The 22,300-nt window shown below is 61.4% G+C and carries 18 protein-coding genes; 10 read left to right on the top strand and 8 right to left on the bottom strand.

Annotated features, from left to right (window positions below; genetic code table 11):
* Positions 1-65: 65 nt before the first annotated feature.
* A complete protein-coding gene (locus P12x_RS22060; protein WP_435006990.1) occupies positions 66-1,388 on the bottom strand; it encodes a hypothetical protein in 1,323 nt (440 codons plus the stop codon).
* 210 nt (positions 1,389-1,598) lie between these two features.
* Between P12x_RS22060 and P12x_RS22055 the strand changes: the two genes are divergently transcribed.
* Positions 1,599-2,366 (top strand): UvrB/UvrC motif-containing protein, encoded by a 768-nt coding sequence (locus P12x_RS22055; RefSeq protein ID WP_435006988.1) that lies wholly within the window; start codon positions 1,599-1,601, stop codon positions 2,364-2,366.
* A 23-nt stretch (positions 2,367-2,389) separates the two neighbouring features.
* Here the strand turns inward: P12x_RS22055 and P12x_RS22050 are convergent, their stop codons facing one another.
* Positions 2,390-3,163, bottom strand: a complete 774-nt coding sequence (locus tag P12x_RS22050; protein ID WP_435006987.1) for a dihydroorotate dehydrogenase electron transfer subunit — start codon at positions 3,161-3,163, stop codon at positions 2,390-2,392.
* Positions 3,164-3,310: 147 nt separating this feature from the next.
* The gene (locus tag P12x_RS22045) at positions 3,311-5,191 is read right to left on the bottom strand and encodes a pseudouridine synthase (RefSeq protein WP_435006986.1); all 1,881 of its coding nucleotides are present in this window, start codon (positions 5,189-5,191) and stop codon (positions 3,311-3,313) included.
* A 300-nt stretch (positions 5,192-5,491) separates the two neighbouring features.
* Between P12x_RS22045 and leuS the strand changes: the two genes are divergently transcribed.
* Positions 5,492-8,266: a leucine--tRNA ligase gene (gene leuS, locus P12x_RS22040; protein WP_435011709.1), complete on the top strand. Its 2,775-nt coding sequence runs from the start codon at positions 5,492-5,494 to the stop codon at positions 8,264-8,266.
* Positions 8,267-8,295: 29 nt separating this feature from the next.
* On the opposite strand, the gene P12x_RS22035 is transcribed toward leuS, so the two are convergent.
* Positions 8,296-9,249 (bottom strand): response regulator, encoded by a 954-nt coding sequence (locus tag P12x_RS22035; protein ID WP_435006985.1) that lies wholly within the window; start codon positions 9,247-9,249, stop codon positions 8,296-8,298.
* A gap of 88 nt (positions 9,250-9,337) precedes the next feature.
* A complete protein-coding gene (locus P12x_RS22030; RefSeq protein ID WP_435006984.1) occupies positions 9,338-10,234 on the bottom strand; it encodes an Hpt domain-containing protein in 897 nt (298 codons plus the stop codon).
* Positions 10,235-10,452: 218 nt separating this feature from the next.
* Between P12x_RS22030 and P12x_RS22025 the strand changes: the two genes are divergently transcribed.
* The gene (locus P12x_RS22025; protein ID WP_435006982.1) at positions 10,453-11,337 is read left to right on the top strand and encodes a ThuA domain-containing protein; all 885 of its coding nucleotides are present in this window, start codon (positions 10,453-10,455) and stop codon (positions 11,335-11,337) included.
* A 149-nt stretch (positions 11,338-11,486) separates the two neighbouring features.
* Here the strand turns inward: P12x_RS22025 and P12x_RS22020 are convergent, their stop codons facing one another.
* Positions 11,487-11,714 carry a hypothetical protein gene (locus P12x_RS22020; protein ID WP_435006981.1) on the bottom strand — a complete coding sequence of 76 codons (228 nt, stop codon included), beginning with the start codon at positions 11,712-11,714 and terminating at the stop codon, positions 11,487-11,489.
* A gap of 202 nt (positions 11,715-11,916) precedes the next feature.
* Between P12x_RS22020 and P12x_RS22015 the strand changes: the two genes are divergently transcribed.
* From P12x_RS22015 to P12x_RS22000, 4 genes are all read left to right on the top strand, one after another.
* Positions 11,917-13,158, top strand: a complete 1,242-nt coding sequence (locus P12x_RS22015) for a PP2C family protein-serine/threonine phosphatase (RefSeq protein WP_435006980.1) — start codon at positions 11,917-11,919, stop codon at positions 13,156-13,158.
* Positions 13,159-13,176: 18 nt separating this feature from the next.
* Positions 13,177-15,822 carry a PAS domain S-box protein gene (locus tag P12x_RS22010; protein ID WP_435006978.1) on the top strand — a complete coding sequence of 882 codons (2,646 nt, stop codon included), beginning with the start codon at positions 13,177-13,179 and terminating at the stop codon, positions 15,820-15,822.
* Positions 15,823-15,846: 24 nt separating this feature from the next.
* A complete protein-coding gene (locus P12x_RS22005; protein WP_435006977.1) occupies positions 15,847-16,236 on the top strand; it encodes a response regulator in 390 nt (129 codons plus the stop codon).
* 83 nt (positions 16,237-16,319) lie between these two features.
* Positions 16,320-16,661: a hypothetical protein gene (locus tag P12x_RS22000; RefSeq protein ID WP_435006976.1), complete on the top strand. Its 342-nt coding sequence runs from the start codon at positions 16,320-16,322 to the stop codon at positions 16,659-16,661.
* A 36-nt stretch (positions 16,662-16,697) separates the two neighbouring features.
* On the opposite strand, the gene P12x_RS21995 is transcribed toward P12x_RS22000, so the two are convergent.
* On the bottom strand, positions 16,698-17,771 hold the full coding sequence (locus P12x_RS21995) for a Gfo/Idh/MocA family protein (protein ID WP_435006975.1): 1,074 nt from the start codon (positions 17,769-17,771) through the stop codon (positions 16,698-16,700).
* 92 nt (positions 17,772-17,863) lie between these two features.
* On the opposite strand from P12x_RS21995, the gene P12x_RS21990 reads away from it, so the two are divergent.
* The gene (locus P12x_RS21990; protein ID WP_435006974.1) at positions 17,864-18,337 is read left to right on the top strand and encodes a VOC family protein; all 474 of its coding nucleotides are present in this window, start codon (positions 17,864-17,866) and stop codon (positions 18,335-18,337) included.
* Between the two features lie 17 nt (positions 18,338-18,354).
* Here P12x_RS21990 and tyrS read toward each other — a convergent pair whose 3' ends face one another.
* The gene (gene tyrS, locus P12x_RS21985) at positions 18,355-19,575 is read right to left on the bottom strand and encodes a tyrosine--tRNA ligase (RefSeq protein WP_435006972.1); all 1,221 of its coding nucleotides are present in this window, start codon (positions 19,573-19,575) and stop codon (positions 18,355-18,357) included.
* A gap of 604 nt (positions 19,576-20,179) precedes the next feature.
* On the opposite strand from tyrS, the gene P12x_RS21980 reads away from it, so the two are divergent.
* Together P12x_RS21980 and P12x_RS21975 are read left to right on the top strand one after the other, a co-directional pair.
* Positions 20,180-20,938 carry a CPBP family intramembrane glutamic endopeptidase gene (locus tag P12x_RS21980; protein ID WP_435006971.1) on the top strand — a complete coding sequence of 253 codons (759 nt, stop codon included), beginning with the start codon at positions 20,180-20,182 and terminating at the stop codon, positions 20,936-20,938.
* A 193-nt stretch (positions 20,939-21,131) separates the two neighbouring features.
* Positions 21,132-22,037: an ABC transporter permease gene (locus P12x_RS21975; RefSeq protein WP_435006969.1), complete on the top strand. Its 906-nt coding sequence runs from the start codon at positions 21,132-21,134 to the stop codon at positions 22,035-22,037.
* Positions 22,038-22,300 lie beyond the last annotated feature (263 nt).

Here is a 22,300-nt window from a genome sequence, read left to right as displayed (position 1 = left end):
CCGCCACTTCCTGGCGAGTTGTCTGCGGACCGATCGAGAGCAGCAACTCGTCCTGGACCGGCCCGTCAACCTTCGGTGAGGTCGTAGAGATCACGCGGGGTGTCGTGCAGGATCTGGTGGAGCAGGGGGGGGATCTCGTCCTCCTCGAAGAACCGGGCCTCGACCAGCCGGGCCAGCGCGGCGGCCATCGCCTTGCGGACGACCTGGAGCTTGCCGTAGCTCCACTCGACGTAGTAGGCGTCGCAGAGGAATCCGCCGATCTTGGTCGCCGGGGCGACCTGGACGCGGAGCCCGAGGATCTTCTCGATCGTCATCGGGAAGAAGTTATGCCACCAATAGCCCGACGCATAGACGTTCGGGAACTGGCGGGCTAGTATCGCGACGTCGTGAGTCAGCACGTCGGAGGCCATCATCAGGTCGAAACGAGCCCCCGAGAAATGATGGAACCCGCGGGCCATCTCCGAGGTCCAGGTCTCCTGGAACCGGGGGATGCTCTTACCGCCGCAGATGAAGTATTCGGCACCGACGGCGATCTGGAACGCCTTGCGGTGTTCATGGTGCCACTTCAGGACCGACCAGGAGACCGCACCCGCCAGGATGTCGATCTCGGGATCCGAGAGCGGGCCTCCCTGGATGGCGCGATTCAGGACCGACTGGGTGGAAGAATGGTCAGGCTCCCGGAAACGATGTTCGATCGGTAGGAACGTGTTGGAGAACCGGACTCGTCCCGTCACGGTCTTGTCGAGCCACTCGAAGACGAGTCGTTCCAGTCGAGCCCCCGAAGCTGGGATCTCCCCGAAAATCGCGTTGAGGGCGGGTACGTATTCGCCTTTGGTGGTACGGCCGTTGAAGAAGGGCTCGAGGTCGGTGGCGACCCCCGGACAGAACAGATAATGGGCGTCCAGCATATAATAGAAGTTGTCCGGATTCCGACTGGGATCGGAGCTACGATTACCCAGGCTGGTGACGACCGTCCGGATATTCGACCGATCGCGGAGGACGCTCCCGGCCCATTGTGGATCCTGGCCGGTCGCGGCCACCTTGTCGAAGAGGTCTCGATAGTTCGACTCGGTCAGCTGCGAATCTCCGAAGTCGTAAAGATCTCGGAAGATCCGGAAGAGGCACCAGCCCATCGCCGTATTTCTCATTTTCTTGAGATGAGGGATCGAGCGTCGGACTCGTTGGTCGGCGGGGAGTGTCGGGTCGAGATCCTCGGGGGGCATTCCCACGGCCATCAGCTCGGTCTTGACCCAGTGATAGCTCATCAGGGAGGCGAGATCGGGGGCGTTGGGCTGATCGCACCGAATGTGGGTATGCGGGTCAACAATCGGCGTGTCGCCGATCATCCGCTCGATCCGCTGGGCCAGGCTGGGTTCGCTGGTGAACATCGGGGTCTCGGGGCGTGGAGAGGACTCAATTATCGTGCCTTGCAGGGTCGGAACGTCTGATGATCGGAATGGAGGACCTTCCTGTCAATGAGCCGGAACGATAGGTTGAGGCCACCAATCCACGACGACTCCTGCGAGCTCGGGATGAACTTGCTATAATTCTTTCAAGAAACGGTCAGGCCCGCTTAGAGGGTCCCGCGGGAGTGGATCATGCGCCGGGATATCGACGAGGCATTGCAAAGCTGGCCCTACGATTCGAACACGGGTGAAGTGGTCGCGCGTCAAATCAAGGCTCGCGACGGACGGACCGTCCTGCAGATCCGGATCGAACTGGGACTATTGCAACTGGAGGTCGAGGCCCGGCCCGACGGAATCCGGCCGCATAGTTTTGCCACGTATCTCGAATACCTGCGGCATCGGGCCAAGCTCCGGACCTCGGGATCGAGCCGTGGCACGGATCGATGGGTGATGTCGTCGGAACACTGTGCCGAGGCCGATCGCGAGTTTGCCCAGTTCTATCATCGTCGGGTCGCCTGGATGAGTCTCCAGCGCTATGATCGGGCTTTGCAAGATGCCGATCATTCACTGGCGCTGATGGATTTCGTCAACAAGCACGCCACGGACGCGGAATACATCGCTTCGCATGAGCGGTTCCGAGGTCTGGTCCTGTTCCATCGGACGCAGGCCGCTGCGGCACTCGCGCTCGAGCGAGAAAAACCGGACGAGGCCGTCGATGTCATCCGGCAAGGGATTGAGCGACTGATCGAGCACCACCAGACCTGGGCCTCGGACCCCGAGCACGAAGAAACCCCGAACGAGGCGCTGGTCGAGCAGCTCCGAGCTTTGGAACGCGAGATTCGCCGAACATTCTCGGTCGAAAAAACGCTCCAGGAACAGCTCGACGAGGCGGTTGCCGACGAGGATTACGAACGGGCGGCACGTCTTCGCGATCAGATCAATGATCGGGCCGGACGTTGAACGTCGCGGCCCAGGATCGGGGATCAGTGCGAGCCGGAGCTCTCCCAGGCGACGGAATGGCTGGGGAAGACCGGTCCTTCGACGCAGACCCTGCGGAGGTCGGTCGAGCCATCGGCCTGGAGTATCGGGGCCACGCAGCTGAAGCAAGCCCCGAAACCACAAGCCATGTGGTTTTCCATCGAAAGGTCGCACTCGATCCCGTACTGGGAGACCAGACGGGCGAGAGCCCTGAGCATGAGAGGCGGACCGCACCCGACGACCTTCGCGGGCCGCTCGCCACGTTTGATCCGTTCGATCAACAGTTCGGTGACGAAGCCGTGGTGACCGCTCGAGCCATCGTCGGTCGCAAGCTCGACGGGGATTCCGGCGGCCTCGAAGTCCTCGACCCCGGCTGCCATGACGAGGGAGCGAACCCCATATAGCAGCGTCGCCGAGCTGGCAGGGGGATTCGGTATGTTCTCGTTCTCTCCATAGCCGGCCTTCCCCAGCCACCAGCGCCCCAGCGCCAAAAATGGGGTCTGGCCGATCCCGCCGGCCACGAAGACGACCGGGCCGTCGGGAGGTGGGCCGAAGCCATTCCCGAGGGGGCCCCAGACCGATACCTCGTCGCCGGGCCTCAGCAGGGAAAGGGCCGCGGTGCCCCTTCCGATGACCAGGTAGACCACGTCGATCGCCGAGGGGAGCCCATCCTCCCCTCGGACCACGTCGTAGAGGGCAAACGGGCGACCCAGAAGCGGGTCGCTTCCCGAGGCCGGTCGGATCATCAAGAACTGACCGGGAAGGATGGCTCGAGCCATCGCGGGGTCGTCCAGCCGGAGACGATATGTGTCCCGCGCGATCGGCTCATTCAACAGGATTGAAACCGATCGGCGGGCGGCTGAGGCTGGGGCGACGGCGTCCAAGGGTCAGTTCCTCCACATACGATCTGATGAGAAGGATGGATCCTATTCCGATGGTCCTTCACCATCAACCCGACGTCTGGGCTTCGGCTTCGATCCGAAGGAGGGCCGAGGAGGCGGCTTCCGGGCGTTATTGACCGGTCGCTTCATTTGGGGCTTCGGCCGATCGTCCGAGACGGGGCCGGGCGCGGAATCCATGCCGATCACCTTCCGTCGAGGGAGATCCTGAGGAGGAGGCGAACTCGACCGCCGAGGTGTCGATGGTCCTTCGCCGACGGGTCCACGACCGCGAGGGCCGTTCGGCTTCCCTTCGGGGACCGGACCGAGTCTGGGCCTGGGTGGTCGAGGACCGGAATTCTGACCCACTCCCGGCCCGCCCCTCGAAGGCCGAGGGCCATGTTGCTGAGGGCGTCCCTGTCGTTCATTTCCCTCCTCGACGTACGGGCGAAGCCCGCTCGAGGGGCGAGGGCCACGATCGCCGGGACCTCGACGAGGACCGTCTCCGGGGGCGCCTTGAGGGCGAGGACCCGGCCCGCGACCTTCGGCGGAATGACGCTGGGGAGGTCGAGTACCGGGACGATCGCCTCTTCCTGGCCGATCTTGCGATCGAGGCCCGGGTCGATACCCTTCGTTCGGCCGATCCTGCGCTCGAGGCCCGGGGCGATACCCCTCGTTCGGTCGGTCCTGCGGCCGAGGGCCTGGCCCGCGACCCTGATTAGTGCGAGCGCTCGGCGGGAGGCCAGGATGTCGGACCTCGCCGGGGCGGACGGGCGGACGGTGACGAGGGCCATCGAAATTCCGGGGTGGGGGTGTCGGGGATTCTCCCGCTCGTCCTCGGAAGGCGGCCCGAGGGCCGTCGGAGTCTCTCGGGCCGGGTCGATGTTCGGGCGGAGCCGAGCCCTCCGGCCTCCGAGGACGCGGGGCTTCTCGACGAGGCCCTCGGTCGGTCATCCAGGGCATCGAGACCGGCTGACCGGCGGCGACTCTCCGGAGTAGGTCGACTTCGCGACCTGTCAGCGGGCGAAACTGGCCGGCCGACAGGCCCTTGACCGTGATCGGGCCGACGGCAACCCGAGTGAGCGTCATCACCTTGTGGCCGAGCTTGGCGAGCATCCGACGGACCTCGCGATTCTTCCCCTCGGCCAGGACGAGCTCAAGGATCGTGGAATCACCTCGCTTGCCGATCGCCCGGACCCGTTTGGCCCGGACTTTCCCCTCGGCCAACCAGATCCCCTCGGTGAGCTGAGTGAGGACCTCGCGGGGTGGCGACCCCGCGACGGTGACCCGGTAAAGCTTCTCGACCCCGAACTTGGGGTGCGCCAGCTTGTTCGCCAGGTCGCCGTCGTTGGTCAGCAGCATCAGGCCGACGCTCATCTCATCGAGACGGCCGACCGTGTATACCCGCTGGGGGATTTCGGGGAGGAGGTCGAGGACCCGTGGACGCCCCGAGGGATCATCGTTGGTCGAGACATAACCCTTGGGCTTGTAGACGGCGAAGTAGACCGGGCGTTCGATCTGGACCTTCTGGCCATCGACGGCCACCGGTTCGCGTGCGGGATCGACCTTGGTCCCCAGCTCCTTAACGACCTTACCCCCGATCGTCACGCGGCCCTGCAGGATCAATTCCTCGCAGGCCCGGCGCGATCCGACGCCCGCGTGAGCGAGGATTTTCTGGAGCCGCTCCGGCCCCGACGAATCGCCCGCTTGAATGGGCCTGGTTGTCGAGGGAGAGGAGGACGAAGGACGCCGAGGGACCGTTGGTCCGCCAGGACGCCGACCTTGTGAGGATGATCCGGGGCGAGGGCCCTGATTCGAGCCACCGGGTCGGCGAGGGGCAGACCCTTCGCGACGAGGCGGGCCGCCCGCGTGGGCCTTCGGCCCGCGGGGCGAGTTGTTCCCCCGTCGAGGGGGACGCTGAGGAGCCATGATCTATCCGATCTCAATAGCGCTATCCGACTTCCCGGACGGGAGCGGCAGGGGCCGATTCCCTCAATCGGGAACGTTCAATCCGATATCTTACACACTTTCCTATTATTCCGTCCAGTATCGAGCGTGGCATATTGAAACGCGTTCGAGTCGCCTCGCTGGCAAGCTCAAGGCCGAAGCGGTATCCTGATACGGAATCGATCGGCCGACGACCCCCCGAAACTTCGGTGGGGTTTTTTCGTCGAAGGGTGTGGGGTGGCGGAGGCCGAGACCGCCCCGAAGTTTCCGGAACGCTATCCCATGCCCTCGTATCATCCCCAGCGAATCGAGCCGAAGTGGCAAGCCTACTGGGAGCGGAACAAGACGTTCCGCGTCGGAGATCTCGTCGAGGGGCAGCCCAAGCTCTATATCCTCGACATGTTCCCCTATCCTAGCGGGGCAGGGCTCCACGTCGGCCACCCCGAAGGGTACACCGCCACCGACATCCTGTGCCGCTTCAAGCGGATGCGCGGATACAACGTGCTGCATCCGATGGGATGGGACGCCTTCGGACTGCCTGCCGAGCAATACGCGATCAAGAACAATGTCCATCCCCGCGAGACGACTCGCAAAAATATCGACAACTTTCGCCGACAGATCAAGTCGCTGGGATTCTCCTACGACTGGGACCGCGAGGTCGACACAACCGACCCGGCCTACTATCGATGGACCCAGTGGATCTTCCTGGAGCTGTTCGACACCTGGTATGACCCCGATCACGAGTGGACCGACTCGCAGGGGAGAGATCGGAAAGGCCGGGGACGGCCCATCGTCGAGCTAGCCATTCCCGAGGGGACGGCCGATCCCGACGCCTACCGCGATTCCCGACGACTCGCCTATCGGGCCGAGATCCCGGTCAACTGGTGCCCGCAACTCGGGACCGTGCTGGCCAATGAGGAAGTCATCGACGGAAAGAGCGAGGTCGGCGGCTTCCCGGTCGTCCGGATGCCCCTGAAGCAGTGGATGCTCCGGATCACCGCCTACGCCGATCGCTTGATCGACGACCTTGAACTCGTCGACTGGCCCAAGCCGATCCGGGACATGCAGCGCAACTGGATCGGCCGGAGCGAAGGGGCCGAGGTCGACTTCGCGATCGGATCGGATTTCGAGGGTTGGAAGGAGCGACGACTGGCTTCAGGTTTCCCGGACGCCCCCGAGCCCGACGTCATCCGGGTTTTCACCACCCGGCCCGATACGCTCTTCGGCGCGACCTACATGGTCCTCGCGCCCGAGCATCCCCTGGTCGATCGCCTGACGACGCCGGATCGACGCGAGGCCGTGGACTCATATCGGACCTCCGTCGAGTCCAAGAGCGACCTCGATCGGACCGACCTGGCCAAGTCCAAGACGGGGGTCTTCACCGGCGGATCCGCGATCAATCCCGTCAACGGCGAGGAGGTCCCGGTCTGGATCGCCGACTACGTCCTGATGGGCTATGGGACGGGTGCCATCATGGCCGTCCCCGGTCACGATGATCGTGACTTCGAGTTCGCCAAGACCTTCGGACTGCCAATCTTACGGGTCGTGGCGGGATCCTCCGAACAGGCCGACGAACCGCTGGCACGAGCCGAAACCGATCACGGGATCGCCGTCAATTCCAGCGGGCTGGGACTCTCCCTGGACGGGATGCCGACCGCCGAGTCCAAGTCGACCATGATCGCCTGGCTGGGGGAACGAGGTCTGGGGCGGAAGACCGTGACGACCCGGCTTCGCGACTGGCTTTTCAGCCGTCAACGTTATTGGGGAGAGCCCTTCCCGGTCCTGATCGACGAGGACGATCTCGTCCATGCCGTGCCAGCGGCGGAATTGCCCGTCGTTTTGCCCGAACTGGACGACTTCAGGCCCTCAGGCCGCCCCGAGCCGCCCCTTGGAAAGGCGACCGAGTGGGTTCGTTATTCCGAGAAGTACCGGCGAGAGACCAACACGATGCCCCAGTGGGCCGGCTCTTGCTGGTACTTCCTCCGCTACATCGATCCCAAGAATGAGACGCAGCCCTGGGACCCGGCGCTGGAAAAGTACTGGATGCCGGTCGACCTGTATGTCGGCGGGGCCGAGCACGCCGTGCTCCACCTGATGTATAGCCGGTTCTGGCACAAGGTCCTCTTCGACCGAGGGCACGTCAGCACCCCCGAACCGTTCCAGAGGTTGGTCAATCAGGGGATGATCCTGGGAGAGACCGAATACACGGGATTCCAGGACGAGTCCGGTCGATGGATCTCGGCCCCCGCTCCGGAGGATGCTTCGGCGATCAAGCTCGAAGAGCAGCAGGTCGTGAAGAAAGGGGATGGCTTCGTCCTGGCGGATCTTCCCGAGATCAGGATCGATGCTCGGGCTCACAAGATGTCCAAGAGCCGGGGGAACGTCATCACGCCCGACGTCGTGGTTGAGCAATATGGCGCCGACAGCCTTCGGCTTTATGAGATGTTCATGGGCCCGCTCGAAGCGGTCAAGCCCTGGAGTATGAAGGGCGTCGAGGGGGTCTATCGATTCCTGGGTCGGGCCTGGCGGTTGGTGGCGGATTTCGAGGCCGACGAGATCGGGCTCGATCCGAAGATCCAGGAAGTCGAACTCTCGAAGGAGCAGGCCAAGCTCGTCGCCCGGACGGTGGCCGCCGTCACCGACGACCTGGATGCGATGCGTTTCAACACGGCGATCAGCCGACTCATGGAATTCGTGAATTACTTCACCGGGCAGGAGGTCCGTCCGAAATCGGCGATGGAGACCTTCACCCTCCTGCTCTCGCCGATGGCCCCGCATCTGGCCGAAGAGCTCTGGGAACTGCTGGGGCATGGAACCACCCTGGCTTACGAGCCCTGGCCGACTTTCGATTTATCGCTCTTGAAGGATGACGCGATCGAGATTCCGGTCCAGATTAACGGCAAGCTCAAGACCCGGATCACCGTCCCGGCCGAGGCAAGCCCCGATGAGATCGAGGCCACCGCGCGGTCGGATGAGAGGATCATCGGACTCCTCGAAGGAAAGACGATCCGCAAGACGGTTGTCGTGCCGGGGAAGCTCGTCAATTTCGTGGTCTGATCCGTCGCGAGGCCTGCGCGAAATATAGGTCAGGCTACCCCTTTTCCCCGCTTGATCATGGTGATCCGATTGCCGCTGGAGTTATGAGAGACCTCATCCATGAAGGTTCGGATCAGGAGCATGCCTCGACCCCCAATCCTCATCAGGTCCTCGGGGTCAATCGGACGGTCGAGCGAGGAGGTGTCGAATCCGGGACCTTCGTCCTCGATGATATAAGTGGCCTCGCCTCGGTCCAATCTCGTTTCGATCTGGAGTCGCCGATCTCGAAATGGTTCGATTTCGCGTCTCTGGTTCGCGACGTTGTAAAAGAGGCGTTCATCCTCCTGTCGGAGATCGGAGCTAACCTCCAGGTTGCCGTGGTAGAGCGCATTGGCCAGCGCTTCCTGGAGGGCCACACCGACGCGCACTCGCCCCGTGGCATCACAGACATCCATGCCACCGAGGTCTTCCTGGATCAAATGAATCAGCGGAGTGATCAGGGTCGGGTCGTTTTCCAACCTGAATTTGGACTCCCGACGAATCAGTGCTCCGAGAACGCGCTGACGATGTCGGTCGACCGCCGAGAGTTCCAGGATCTGGCGGAGTGTTTCGCCTAGCTCCTTGGCGAGTGACTTCTTAGGTACATAGTTGGACGCCCCGGCACGAAGGGCCTGTATGGCCACATCTTCGCTCCCGTGAGCGGTCATCAAGATGACCGGGAGTCGAGGGTGTCGCTCTCGAATCTCCTGGACCAATGCCAATCCATCCATCCCGGGCATCTGAAGATCAGTCAGGACGGCCGATGGGGCTTCGAGTGCGATTTGGTCGAGCGCCTCGTTACCGTTGCACGCGTAACGGGCGCGAAGTCCCGCGAGCTTCTCGACGATACCGCCCGCAATCCGACGGTCCACCATGTAATCGTCGACAATCAGGATGCTATTTGAAGTGGAGGACACTCCCTGAGGAGACGTCTCGCAGATCGTGGGGCCTTGAGACAGATTCATGATAGTGTCTCGATCAGAAGAAAAAGAGCGAGGATTGGTTGCTGGAGATTCGAAATGGGTCTCGCTGGGAAGGTCAGGATTCTCTGGATCAGCGGCTACCAACGCACAAGTCATCGAGTGCGGGCCTGACGCTATCGATGGCCTGGCATAATATCATGTACGCCGGCCTTACCTCGGGCCAGTCCTCAGACTTTCCCATCGCTTCGAGGCTCCCGGCTGCCTCCACGACTTTCGGGATGGCGAAGTTACCGGAGACCCCCCGGATGGTGTGGGCGAGCCGCCGAAGGGCCGGGGCATCCGATTGATGACTCGCCACCTCGATCGCTCTGAGAAGCCTCGGGCAATCGACAAGGAACAGCGAAACCACCGCGCCAAGAAGCTCGGCTTCGCCGGCGAGGGCCGCCATGGACTTATAGCGATCGAATTTCCGGGTGAGAGATGTTTGCTCGAGAACGGAAAGTTCGAGACATGCCGGGGCAAGTATCAGCCGGTTGACCGAGGCGTCCGTTTCTGCTGCCCGGATCGGCTTGGTGAGATACGCGGCGATGCCCGGTTCCTTCGCCCGGGCTGCATCACCCGAGTCATTGCCGGAAGTGAGCATGATCAGGATGGGTGGTACGAGGGAAAGAAGTACCGATAACCGTCGCGAATGACTTCGATCGTCGGTAATTTCGGAGTCCAGTCGGTCCAAAGTCTCCTCGAGACGAGGTTTGGCCTGCGGGTCGGAATCGGGATATTGCGGATCGAGGGTCAGTCCATAACACTGGGCTACGCACTCGAAATCCTTCAGCAAGAAATTGGACCGCTCCGTGCCACTCAAGCCGATCCTGAAATGATCGACCCTATCGACCTCCCGAACGCTCGCCCTCACGTCCCGGAAGGTTACGACTCCGACCCCGATCGAGATCAGCAGGATCGAAAGGAATGCGGAGACGTTCTTCCGATTGAGAGAAAGTCTCACGTCGGCGATCTCTTCTCTGTGCATGAAGGTGAACCGCGAGCTTTTCCTCCGCGCCGACTCCCAAGAAAACATAGGACATGCAGGTCGTTGGCGTGAACTGGAACGAACCGAGGTGAGGGTTTTTCGACGCTCTTGATTTTAACGTGACCGTACTCATCCTCGACGCTACGATGAGCCTCGACGCCTGGCGACTTGCCGAAGCAATGGCTGGTCGCCGAGATCTTATCTCGGGAGAGTCGCTCATGTCCCTGAATCGTCGCCAGATCATGCTCGCCGCCGGGTCTGCCCTCCTCGGCCAATCCGCGCTGGGCGCCCTCAGGACGAGGAGAAATGCACCAGCCAAGAAGGTGCTTTTCTTCACCAAGAGTTCCGGTTTCCAGCATTCCGTCATCGCTCGCAACGGAAATAGCCCGGCACTGGCGGAACGGATCCTCACCGAAATCGGCAAGGAGCACGGTTTCGAGGTGGTCGCCTCCAAAGATGGTCGGATGTTCGACCCCGATCAGATTGGCCAGTGGGACGCCTTCGCGTTCGAGACCACAGGTGACCTGACCCAGCCCGGTACCGACAAGACTCCTCCAATCTCGGCGGATGGACTCAAGGCCTTTTTCGATGCCATCGAATCGGGCAAGGGCTTCGTCGGAATGCATTGCGCAACCGACACTTTCGGCGATCACCGGAAGCTTGGCGCCGATGATCCTTACACCAAGATGATCGGGGGACATTTTGCCGGCCACGGTGCCCAGCAACAGGCCGTCATCGGGATCTCGAACCCCGAGTTCCCTGGCGTGTCGGCTTTCGGCACCGAGTCGTTCCGACTGATCGACGAGTGGTATGGCCAGAAATACCTGGCCGACGACCTACACGTCATCCTCGTCCAGAGGACCGAAGGCATGATGGGGAGGGACTATCAACGCCCCAACTATCCCGCGACTTGGGCCCGCCTCCAGGGCAAGGGCCGCGTCTTCTACACCTCGATGGGTCATCGCGAAGACGTCTGGGAGAACCCCAAATATCAGGGGCTACTCCTCGGCGCGTTGGGTTGGGCCACCGGCCAAACCGACATCGACGTAACTCCCAATGTCTCCAAGGTGACTCCCGGATACAAGGAACTCCCCCAGAAGTAAGAAAGACCTCGGGTTGAAGGGTTCCGGCGAGGGCTCCGTACGGACGGCGGCCCTCCCCCTTCCTTCGGTCGAACTGCCCCCTCTAACGGATTCTCGGGACGACTCGGCGAGGAGATCTCCCCCGGCCTCCGGTTTCAGCGATGGCAGTTTCATGCCGCGATATCGTCGTCCTCGGCGTCTTCTTCCTCTCCTTCGAGGAGGAAACCCAGGTCATTCCGCTTCCGGCCGTCGAAGGTGGTCCAGTCGAGGCCAGGATCATCGATGATGGATGCCTCGGCCGCGGCATCGAAGGCCTCGTCACGGTCGTCGAAATCGTCCAGCCAGGTCTCATCGTCCTCAAATCGATCGTCGAATTCGTCGAAATACGCCGCGGTCATGATCGGCTCCAGAAATCACAAGATCGCTTCACTATCACTATTTTACGCGCCACTTCCAGTCTCGGTTCGGAATCAACGTCTCTCCAGGCTCGGTCGTGCGTTATGATGAACAAGGTTGTTTCGATTTGTCGAGTCTCGGGCGATCGAGAAAAACTCCCGGCATTCGTCGGACTCGATCCCTATCCGTAAACGAAAGAGCTTTATGACGGACGGTTTGGGTTCCGTCCTCATCGTGGACGACGATGCGAATAATCGCGATCTCCTTTCTCGCCGACTCCAGCGGCTGGGATATGAGGCAACCGTCGCCCAGGATGGGCAACACGCGCTCAGTTTCATCGGCGAGCGGCCGTTTGACGTCATACTTCTGGACGTCATGATGCCCGGACTCGATGGGTTTGAGGTCCTCAAGATCATTCGCGAGCACCATATCCCCACCGCACTACCGGTAATCATGGCGACGGCGAAGGACGACAGCGGCGACGTAATCCATGCTTTAGGTTTGGGTGCCAACGACTATGTGACCAAGCCGTTCGACTTTCCGGTCGTGGTGGCTCGAATTCAGACCCAGATCGCTCTGAAACGGGCAGTCGATCAGGTCCACCAACTGGAACGGCGTTTGAGTGAGCGGAACCGCGACCTTGAGTCGGCGAATTCCCGGATGTCCCGCGACCTGAGAGCCGCCGCACGAATCCAGGAGGCCTTGCTGCCTCGATCCTCTCCGGAGGTACCCGGCCTCGGCTTTTCCTGGGCCTTCCGACCTTGTGATGAACTTGCTGGCGATGGATTGAGCGCCATCAAGCTGGCCGACCATCTCGCGGCGATCTATGTCCTGGACGTTAGCGGTCACGGTGTTGCCTCGGCGTTGATGTCGGTCAGTCTGGGGCGGCTACTTTCGCCTCCCACCGACGCCTCATCGATCCTCATCCGCGGCGGAGAAGGGGAGGATCGTCTTGAACCGCTGGCCCCGGCGGAGGTGGCCGGGCGACTCAACCGACTCTTTCCCTTCGAACTCTCGACCGAGCAATATTCGACCCTGGCGTATGGGATCTTGAACTCGCAGACCGGAGAATTTCGATACACCCTGGCCGGTCATCCCGGTCCGATCCATCTCTCTGCCTCCGGGGCGAGGGTTTTGACGGGTCGGGGCTACCCGATCGGGCTCGGGGATGGGCCCAAGCCGTATAATGAGTGGTCCGTCATGCTTGAGGCGGGCGACCGGATCTATCTCTTCTCCGATGGGATTCCCGAGGCTGTCAACGATTCGGGCGATGCTCTCGGCAGCGACCGGTTGCTTCGGGCGGTCGAGGCGGGACGCTCCGAGCCACTTTGTTCGGTCGTCAACCAACTGGTGGCTGCGGTCGAGTCCTGGTCCGGGGTGACAGGAGTCCGGGACGATGTTTCAATCTTGGCGGTCGAATTCCGAGGATTATTTCCCTCGGATTGATCCACCCAGAGGGCCAAGATGAAGCGGATCGCCGAACGTAAGTTATTGTGGGGCTTCGGCCTGTCCTTGACAGTGCTGGCTGCCAACGCCTTGATTTCGTACAGCGATCTCGCCGATTTGTATGCCAGCACTCGTCACGTGATTCATTCTCGACAAATCCTCGAAGAGGTCGAAGATGTCACCTCGGCCCTGAAGGATGCCGAGTCCGCGCGTCGTGGGTATCTGGTCGATGGCGATCCTTCGGATCTGGAAGCATTCGAGATCGCGGCGAAGTTGGTCGGCGTGGAATGCACGGGACTTACGAAACTGGCCGATGATCTCCCCGGGCAGCGCGAACGATGCAATTCGCTCCGTCGAGCGGTACATGAAAGACTGGCCGAACTCCGGGCAACAATGGACCTGGCCCGAGATCATCAGATCGAGGCCGGTCGACGAAGGTTTCGTCTCGACCGCGACGGCGGGCAGACGACTCGCCTCCTCGCTTTGGCCGGAGAGATCGAGGAGGAGGAATCCCGATTCCTCTCCTCCAGAATGGCCGAACGCAAGGCGAGTATCTGGCGAGCTTTCGCCACATTCTCCGTGGCCTCCACGCTGGCCTTGATCCTGATCGGCTCGATTTATGCTTTGCTCCGTCGCTATCTCTCCGAGCGTGCCGTCTCTGAAGAGGTCATCCGTGAGAGCGAGGCGAGGGTGCGCCTCCTCCTCGACTCGGCCGGAGAGGGGGTCTATGGGGTCGATCTTGAAGGTCGTTGCACCTTCTGCAATCCGGCCGCGCTCGAACTCCTGGGCTTTGCCTCGGCCGACCTTGTTCTCGGCCGGAATATGCACGAACTGACTCACCATACCCGTCTCGATGGATCGCCGTTTCCTGCCGAGGAATGTCCCATCTTCCAGACGTTCCAGACCGGGCAGGGGACTCTCGGCGAGGAAGATGTGTTCTGGAAGGCCGACGGGACTTCCATCCCGGTCGAATACCGGGCCCACCCGATCCGTCGGGGTGGTGAGTCGCTGGGTGCGGTCGTCACCTTCGTTGATATCGCCCCGAGGCTCCGGGCCGAGACCGAGATGCGGCTTCGCGATCGGGGACTTCGGGCGATCGCGCAAGGCGTCTTCATCACCGACCCCGCGGATCAAGACGAACCAATCATTTATGTCAACTCGGCCTTCGAGCGACTGACCGGATATCCCCAGTCCGAAGCTTCGGGGCGAAGCATCGAGTTCTTGCAAGGTGAGGAGACCGATCCTTCTGCTATCGAAGAACTTCGGGCCGCATTCCGGGATCGAAGAGAAGTCTCGATCGAGATGCTCTCGTACCGGAAAGATGGGACGACTTTCTGGAACGCCCTGACCCTGGCCCCGGTCGAGGGACCCGATGGAGGGGTGAGCCACTTCGTTGGAGTGGTCACGGATGTGACTGGTCGAAAGCGGGACGAAGAACGAAGACGTGAGAGCGAGGGGCGACTTCGCTTGATGATCGAGAGCGTCCGTGATTACGCGATCTTTGCCATCGACCTCAAGGGCGGGGTTTCCAGCTGGAACGGTGGGGCGGAACGTCTCTTCGGGTATGCCGACTCGGAGATACTCGGTCACCCGGCCGAGTGCCTGTTCTCGCCGGAGGATCGAGCCTCCGATATCGCTCGGCGCGAGCTCGATCGGGCCGCCACCACCGGGCGGGCCGACGATGAGCGCTGGTATTTCCGGAAGGACGGCTCGAGATTCCTCGCGAGCGTGCTGGTTACGCCCGTGCTCGACGAATCGGGACATCTCCTGGGTTACACCAAGGTTGCTCGTGACATCACCGAGGCCAAGAAGGTCGAGTCCGACCTACGAGCCGCCAAGGAGGCCGCCGAGGTCGCCAATCGGGCCAAGAGCTCGTTCCTGGCCAATATGAGTCACGAGCTGCGGACTCCCCTGAACGCCGTGATCGGTTACAGCGAGATGCTGAGCGAGGAGGCGGTCGATCGACGGATGGATGACCTCCTCCCCGATCTCGATCGGATCCACTCGGCTGGGAAACAACTGCTCGGCCTGATCAACGACGTCCTCGATCTCTCCAAGATCGAGGCCGGTCGAATGGAACTCTACCTGGAGACCTTCGACCTCGCCGAGCTCCTCCGGTCCGTCGCCGCCACGATTCAACCCCTGGTCCTGGTCAATCAGAATTTCCTCAGGATCGATTCCACCGCTGGCCTGGGACTCATGCACGCCGACCAGACCAAAGTACGTCAGTCGCTCCTCAATCTCCTGAGTAACGCCGCGAAATTCACCGAGAAGGGGAAGATTACACTGATTGTTCGGCGTCATTACGATGCTGACAATCGCGAATGGGTCGTTTTCGAGGTTTCCGACGATGGGATCGGAATGACCTCCGCCGAGGTCGAGCGTGTCTTCTTGCCGTTCGTCCAGGCCGATGCCTCCACGACGAGAAAATACGGCGGGACTGGCCTTGGACTGGCGATTACCCGGCGCTATTGCGAGATGATGGGAGGAGAGATCAAGCTCAGGAGCGAACTGGGACGAGGTTCGACCTTCGAGATGCGATTGCCAGCCGAGGTGGAACAGCTCGGTCCCGAGGCGCATCGAATTCGGGTTCCGTCCATCAGACCTCCCTCCGAGGTCGAGCGGGTTCAATCGATTGCCCCCATTTCAAACCGTCCCTCCTAGGTTGGCCGGGAGAGACTTCATCCGATGCCTCGTATCTTGCTCGTCGAAGACAACGAGATGAACCGGGACATGCTCTCTCGACGCCTGGAGCGTCGGGGGTTCACCGTCGAGACTGCGGTCGATGGACCGGTCGGCCTCTCCCGAGCTCGTTCCGGCTCGTTCGACCTGATCCTGATGGATCTCAGCCTGCCCATGGTCGATGGTTGGGAGGCGATCCGGAGGCTCAAGTCCGATCCTGCCACCGCAGCCACTCCGGTGATCGCCCTCACCGCCCACGCCGTCTCCGGGGATCGCGAGAGGGCGTTCGCGGCCGGCTCCGACGACTACGATACGAAGCCGATCGACTTCCAGCGTCTCCTATTCAAGATCGAGACCGCCCTGCAGGACCGGTCTGCATCGGGAAATCGCCGATGAGCAAATCAACGAAGTCCGGGACGGATGGCAGGGAACCCAGATCGCAACTCAGACACGACCTGGTTGGCCCGATCAATCTCATCTTGGGCTACGCTGACCTCCTGATCGATGACCCCAGCGATTCGAACCGGGTACCGCATGAGCAGAAACTCAGAGCGATCCGGCAATTCGGTCGAGAGGCGCTTGAGGCGATCGACGAAACGCTAATTCGTCGCCCCAGTTCGGCACCTCTCTCGGTGCTCGAACTCGAATCGATGGCCGCGCAGGTGGCCCGATATTCCGGGTCGATCGTCCAGTCTTGTCTGGAGATCGAGCGGTTATCCGAAGACGTCTCGGAACGGTCGAGCTGCTCGGAGGAACTCGCCAAGGTCCGCGATGCCGCGATGGAACTCGCTGCGATTGCGCTTAGGGCTACGGTCCGATGAACGTCTTGATGATCGACAAGTCGTCGGACTCCGGATTCAGGGAGGTCCCGGCTGTACGTCGTCCTCCAACGGCAGGTGTACGGTGCTGCCAAGTCGAGCCGATCGGTAGACGGCTCGTATGATCTCGACGGCCTTCCGACCCTCCCTGCCATCAACCTGGGCGGGTGTCCCGGAGTCGATGGCCCGGAGGAAGTTGATGAGCTGGTCGCGGTGCCCCGCGTGGCTTATCGCCCGAGGGTCGCCGGCACCGCCGGTTGTGGTCCCTCGCGGGGTCATCATCCCGGCATCCTCGGGACGCTCTTCCTGGAACGTCCAGAGCGTTATGTCGTCCTGCTCGACCCGGGCCGAGCCGCGATCACCGTGAATCTCGGTCCGCTTCAGGAGACCCGGATAAGCCGCAGTGGTGGCCTCGATGACGCCCAGGGCTCCGCTCTGGAATCGGAGCAGGGCGACGGCGGTGTCCTCGACCTCGATCCGCTCGTGAGCCAGGGTCGCGGTCAGGGCCGTCACCGACTCCACATCGCCCATCAGCCATTGGAGGAGGTCGACGTTGTGGATCGCCTGGTTCATCAGGGCTCCACCACCGTCGAGTTCCCAGGTTCCCCGCCACTTGCCCGAGTCGTAGTAGTCCTGGCTTCTCCACCATTTGACGTACGTGTCGCCCAGGGTCAGTCGGCCGAATCTCCCCCCCTCGATCGCCGCCTTCAGGGCCACGTTCGCCGCCGAGAATCGCGAGGGGAAGATGGCACAGAGTCGGACGTCCGAGTCGTCGCAAGCCCGGATGATCTGGTCCACCCGGTCGACGGTGACCTCCAGAGGTTTTTCGACCACCACATGCTTGCCGGCCTTCGCCGAACGGACCGCCGGATCGAGGTGTGCGCCGCTCGGGGTGCAGACGCACACGACATCCAGCTCCGGGTGTGCCAGCATTTCATCGAGGTTGTCGAAGGCCAGGCATTCCCCGACCGCCAGCGCGGCAATCTTCGCGGCCTTGGGCGGGTTCCGATCCAGGACTGCAACGAGTCGAGCCCCCGGAATCTCGGCGATGGCCCGTGCGTGAAACTCGGCGATCATCCCGCAGCCTACGATTCCAAAACCGTGGGTGGCCATGTGCTTTCCCGTTGCCTGTTCAGATGTTATCCGGTAAAACCCGGCTCGAGGACACTGGATCAGTCCGATCAGTCCCGAAGGAGCGAGATGCCATGTCGGTCCGCCCGATCCCCCATGGGTTCCATTCCGTGACGCCCTACCTGAGAGCCAGGGACGCCGCCGCTGCCATCCTCTTCTACAAAGTTGCGTTCGGGGCCGAGGAAGCGTATCGACTCGCCGATCCTTCGGGCAAGGTGATGCATGCCGAGATCGTGATCGGTGATACTCATTTGATGCTTTCCGACGAGTTTCCCGAGTGGGGGATCGCCGGCCCGCAGACTCTCGGCGGCACCTCGGTCGGCCTGGCCGTGTACGTGGAGTATGTCGACGCCGCAGTCGAGCGGGCCGTCGCCGCCGGAGGGACCCTGGTGATGCCCGTTGCGGATCAATTCTACGGCGATCGCTCGGGGAAGGTGTTGGATCCCTTCGGTCACGAGTGGACTCTCGCCACTCATACCGAGGATGTGTCTCCCGAGGAGATCGGCCGTCGCTTTGAATCCTGGATGACGGCTCAGGCTTCGGCCTGATTTCGTAGTCGGACGGTTCATTGGAGTCGGACCCGGGCGATCTTCCGTTTGCCGACCCGGACGATCAGCCCATCGGTCACGTCGATCACCGCTTTCGGGTCGGTCGCCGCCTGCCGGTCCGGCCCGAGAGTCACGCCGCCTTGTTCGATGACGCGTCGAGCGTTCGAGGTACTGGATTCCATCTTTAGAGCGACCAGGAGACGGGGCAGGGGGGTCGGGCGGGTCGGCCCCGACCCTTCCAGTTCCAGGACCATTTCGGGGATCTCGTCTGGATCAAGGCGCAAGGCTCGCTTCCGGAAAGCATCGGCCGCCCCGTCCGCGGCAAGTTGGCCGTGATACTGGGCCACGACGGCCTTGCCGAGGACTTCCTTGGCGTCACGAGGATTGATCCCCGGCCCGAGGAGGCGATCGACCTCGGCCATGGGAAGATCCGTCAGCAGCGTGAAGTACTGCCGCATGGGCTCATCGGGAAGGCTCATCACTTTGCCGAACTGGGTGTCGGGCGGTTCGTTGACCCCGATGTAATTACTCAGGCTCTTGCCCATCTTCCGCTCGCCATCGGTGCCCACCAGGATCGGCATCGTGATGGCGACCTGTCCGGGCTGTCCTTGCGAATCCTGTAAGTTACGGGCGAGTAAGAGACTGAAAAGCTGTTCGGTGCCCCCCAGTTCGACGTCGGCCTTCACTTCGACGGAGTCCCAGCCCTGCATCAGGGGATAGAGACATTCGTGGAGGTAGACCGGCTTCTCGGCGGCGATGCGCTTGGAGAAGTCGTCCCGTGCCGAAATCTGGCCGAGCGTCATTCGTCGAGTCAGGTCGAGGACATCCAGGAACGTCCATTTCGAAAACCAGTCGCCATTATGATGAACCTCGGCCCGGCTCAAGTCGATGATCTTGCCGACCTGCGTCAGGTAGTCGCGGGCGTTGAGGGCAACCTGTTTCTCCGTGAGAGCAACTCGGGCCTCGTCGCGTCCCGAGGGGTCACCTACCATTGCCGTGTAGTTTCCGATGATGACGACGGCGGTATGGCCCAGATCCTGAAACTGTCGAAGTTTACGCAGCGGGACTGTGTGCCCGAGGTGGACGTCGATCCCGGTTGGGTCGATCCCGTACTTCACGCGGAGGGGAGTCCCGGTGGCGACCGATTTCTCGAGCTTCCTGGCAAATTCCGCTTCGGGGGTGATTGCCTCGACCCCACGCCGGAGGAGGTCTAGCTGTTCAACTGCGCTGACGGGCACCGGGGGCCTCCCTGGCATTGATGGACCGGATCGTGGTTGAGGGCTCATCCTAAGTCAATCTCGGAGGTCCGGGCAAGGTGGCCTCCGTCCCGTCCTCTCGATACGATGATCTGGTTCCATTGAACAGCCTGGCCCGCCCTCAAAGCCCCGGAACGAGATCGAGATGCCACAGGTCGTTCCCTCGGTGAGCCCCATCGTCATTCTCGTCACCCTGGGGATCTTCGCCTGGATCGTATCAACCTGGATCGGAGCTGCCCTTCGATTCGGGTTCGGACAACCTTTACTCCCGCCCAGTACTCCCAGGGTTGTCCCCTGGGGTGCGGGTTCGGTCCTTGCCGCGATCCTGGTCTGGTACTCGACGACGCTCGGGGTCTCGATGGCTTATGCCGTGGCGAATCCCGCCAAGGTGGCCGAGGCCAGGGCGAATGATGGCCAACTCCCGGCCGTAGACCAGATGATCCTCACCTCACTCTATAACGGGGCAACGATCCTCCTGGTGCCCCTGACCCTAGCCCTGACGGCCAGGGCGCGTCCCCGTGACTTCGGGATGGCCGGGCCAGGACTCGTAACTCAGGCGGTCTGGGGGATATTGAGTTACCCGATCATGGCTCCTCTCGTGTTCGGTGTGATGTACCTCGCTATATCGATCTGGAAACCCATCCATCATCCCCTCCAGAAGGCCATTCAGGATAACCAATCTCCCGGCATCGCAGCCCTCATGATCCTGGCCAGTGTCGTCCTGGCCCCGGCCGCCGAGGAACTCCTCTTTCGAGGCGTCCTGCTGGGATGGCTCTCTCGATTCGCGTTGCGAGACCATAGCAACGCCGAATTGCGATCGAACACATTCGATTCATCTCCAAATCCCTCAGTCCGTCTGGATGTTCCGGAGGAAGAGCTCGACTTCTCCGACCTTGCCCCCTTGCCGGACCATCGAGGTGGAGAGGATTTCAATCCTTGGGCAGCACCTGACGCTAGAGTTCTCAGATCGAGAGCCCGAATGCCATTCCTCGTCCTGGCTAATGTCGTTGTCTCTCTCGTCTTTGCAGCGCTTCACAGCCTCGTCTGGCCAACGCCAATCCCGATCTTTTTCCTCTCATTAGGGTTAGGTTTTCTCTATCAGAGGACAGGAGGATTGGTCGCGCCGATTGCACTCCACATGACTTTCAATGGGGTCAGCACCCTAGCCATGTTCGTCTCTGCGGGAGTCGCCGCCCCGGACAAACCGCTCAAACCGGTGCCACTACCCGTCCCAGCGGGTATTTCCTTGCTTCGTTCCGACGAAGTTAGCAGCATGTTGCGTCTCGGAGACGATCCGCCGATAAGCTTGATCGAGCCGGATCCGATCGTTAAGCTGATCCATTAAGTTCTCCTCGGTTCCTTAGAGGATTGAATCGCTGCCAGAACTTATCCAACCATCCTCTTCCCCACCTCCGAACTTGCCCTACCCTTGATCTGAACAATGATCAGCCTGGATCATGGCGAGGTCGATAACCTCGCTCAGACGGCCCGAATCATTTCACCGGGTCTTTTCTTCCGAACTTCCTGGATGCACATCGATGGCCCTGACGGACATGGACATTTCCACAGAGAAAGAGGCCGATCGATCTGGTCACTCGACCAAGGAACGATCGCCACGCCAGCATGAAATCTTGATCGAGGCGAGGTCAGGATGGCAGGCGGTTAACCTCCGTGAATTGACCGAACATCGTGATCTGCTTTACTATATGATCTGGAGGAACGTCAAGGCGCGCTATGCCCAATCGGCTCTGGGGCTGGGTTGGGTGATCGTTCAGCCTCTCATGACACTGATGATTTTCGCGGTCATCTTCGGTCGAGTGGTTCAAATCAAGGCGCCCGGTGGTTCGCCCTATCTCCTGTTTGCCTTCTGTGGGTTGGTGCCCTGGACGTTCTTCGCGGGTGCGCTGACTGCTGCGTCGAATAGCCTGGTCAATGAGGCCAATACACTCACGAAAGTCTATTTCCCTCGATTGTTCCTCCCCTTCACCCAGGTCGCCGGGCGACTCGTCGACCTGGCTGCCACGTTGCTGATTCTCCTGGTGATGATGATCGCCTACGGTGTCCTACCCCGCCTGGAATCCGTGTTCATCCTACCGGTTCTCATCCTGATTGCGTTGATGTGCGCCCTCGGATTCGGCCTCTGGCTGGCGAGTCTCGCCGTGCAATATCGGGATATCGCCATGATCATCGGATTCCTCGCCCAGGTCTGGATGTACGTCAGCCCGGTCATTTACCCGGCCTCGATGGTCCCTGATCGTTACCAGATGATCTACGGATTGAACCCCATGGTAGGCGTGATCTCCGGTTTTCGGTCGTGCCTGCTCGGTCATCCGGCCATGCCCTGGATTCAGATCCTTGAGAGCTTCCTCGTGAGCGTCACAGTGCTGGTCACGGGTGCTTTCTACTTCCGGCGCACCGAGAGGATCTTCACCGACGTGGTCTGAAATATTCGAACGTGCCCCCTGATCCGGCGGTGAAGGTGCACGAAATCACCTCGCGAATAATAAGACTGATGTAATTTTGCTGGCCACTTGACATGCCGGTCAAACCTTGATACGGTGCCTAACCCGATGGGTTTCCGGAATGCGTTCACTTGATTTGTTGCTTATCAAAGCCTCAGGTTGAAGCGGCGCAATCCAATAAGGCAAGGTATCGCTCGATTTTCGAGCTAGTGCAGCCGATATCCGTGGGACACGAATTCGCTTTC

It is taken from the genome of Tundrisphaera lichenicola (genome assembly GCF_051175385.1).
Lineage (GTDB): Bacteria > Planctomycetota > Planctomycetia > Isosphaerales > Isosphaeraceae > Tundrisphaera > Tundrisphaera lichenicola.
This window is presented reverse-complemented; position numbering and strand designations above follow the sequence as displayed.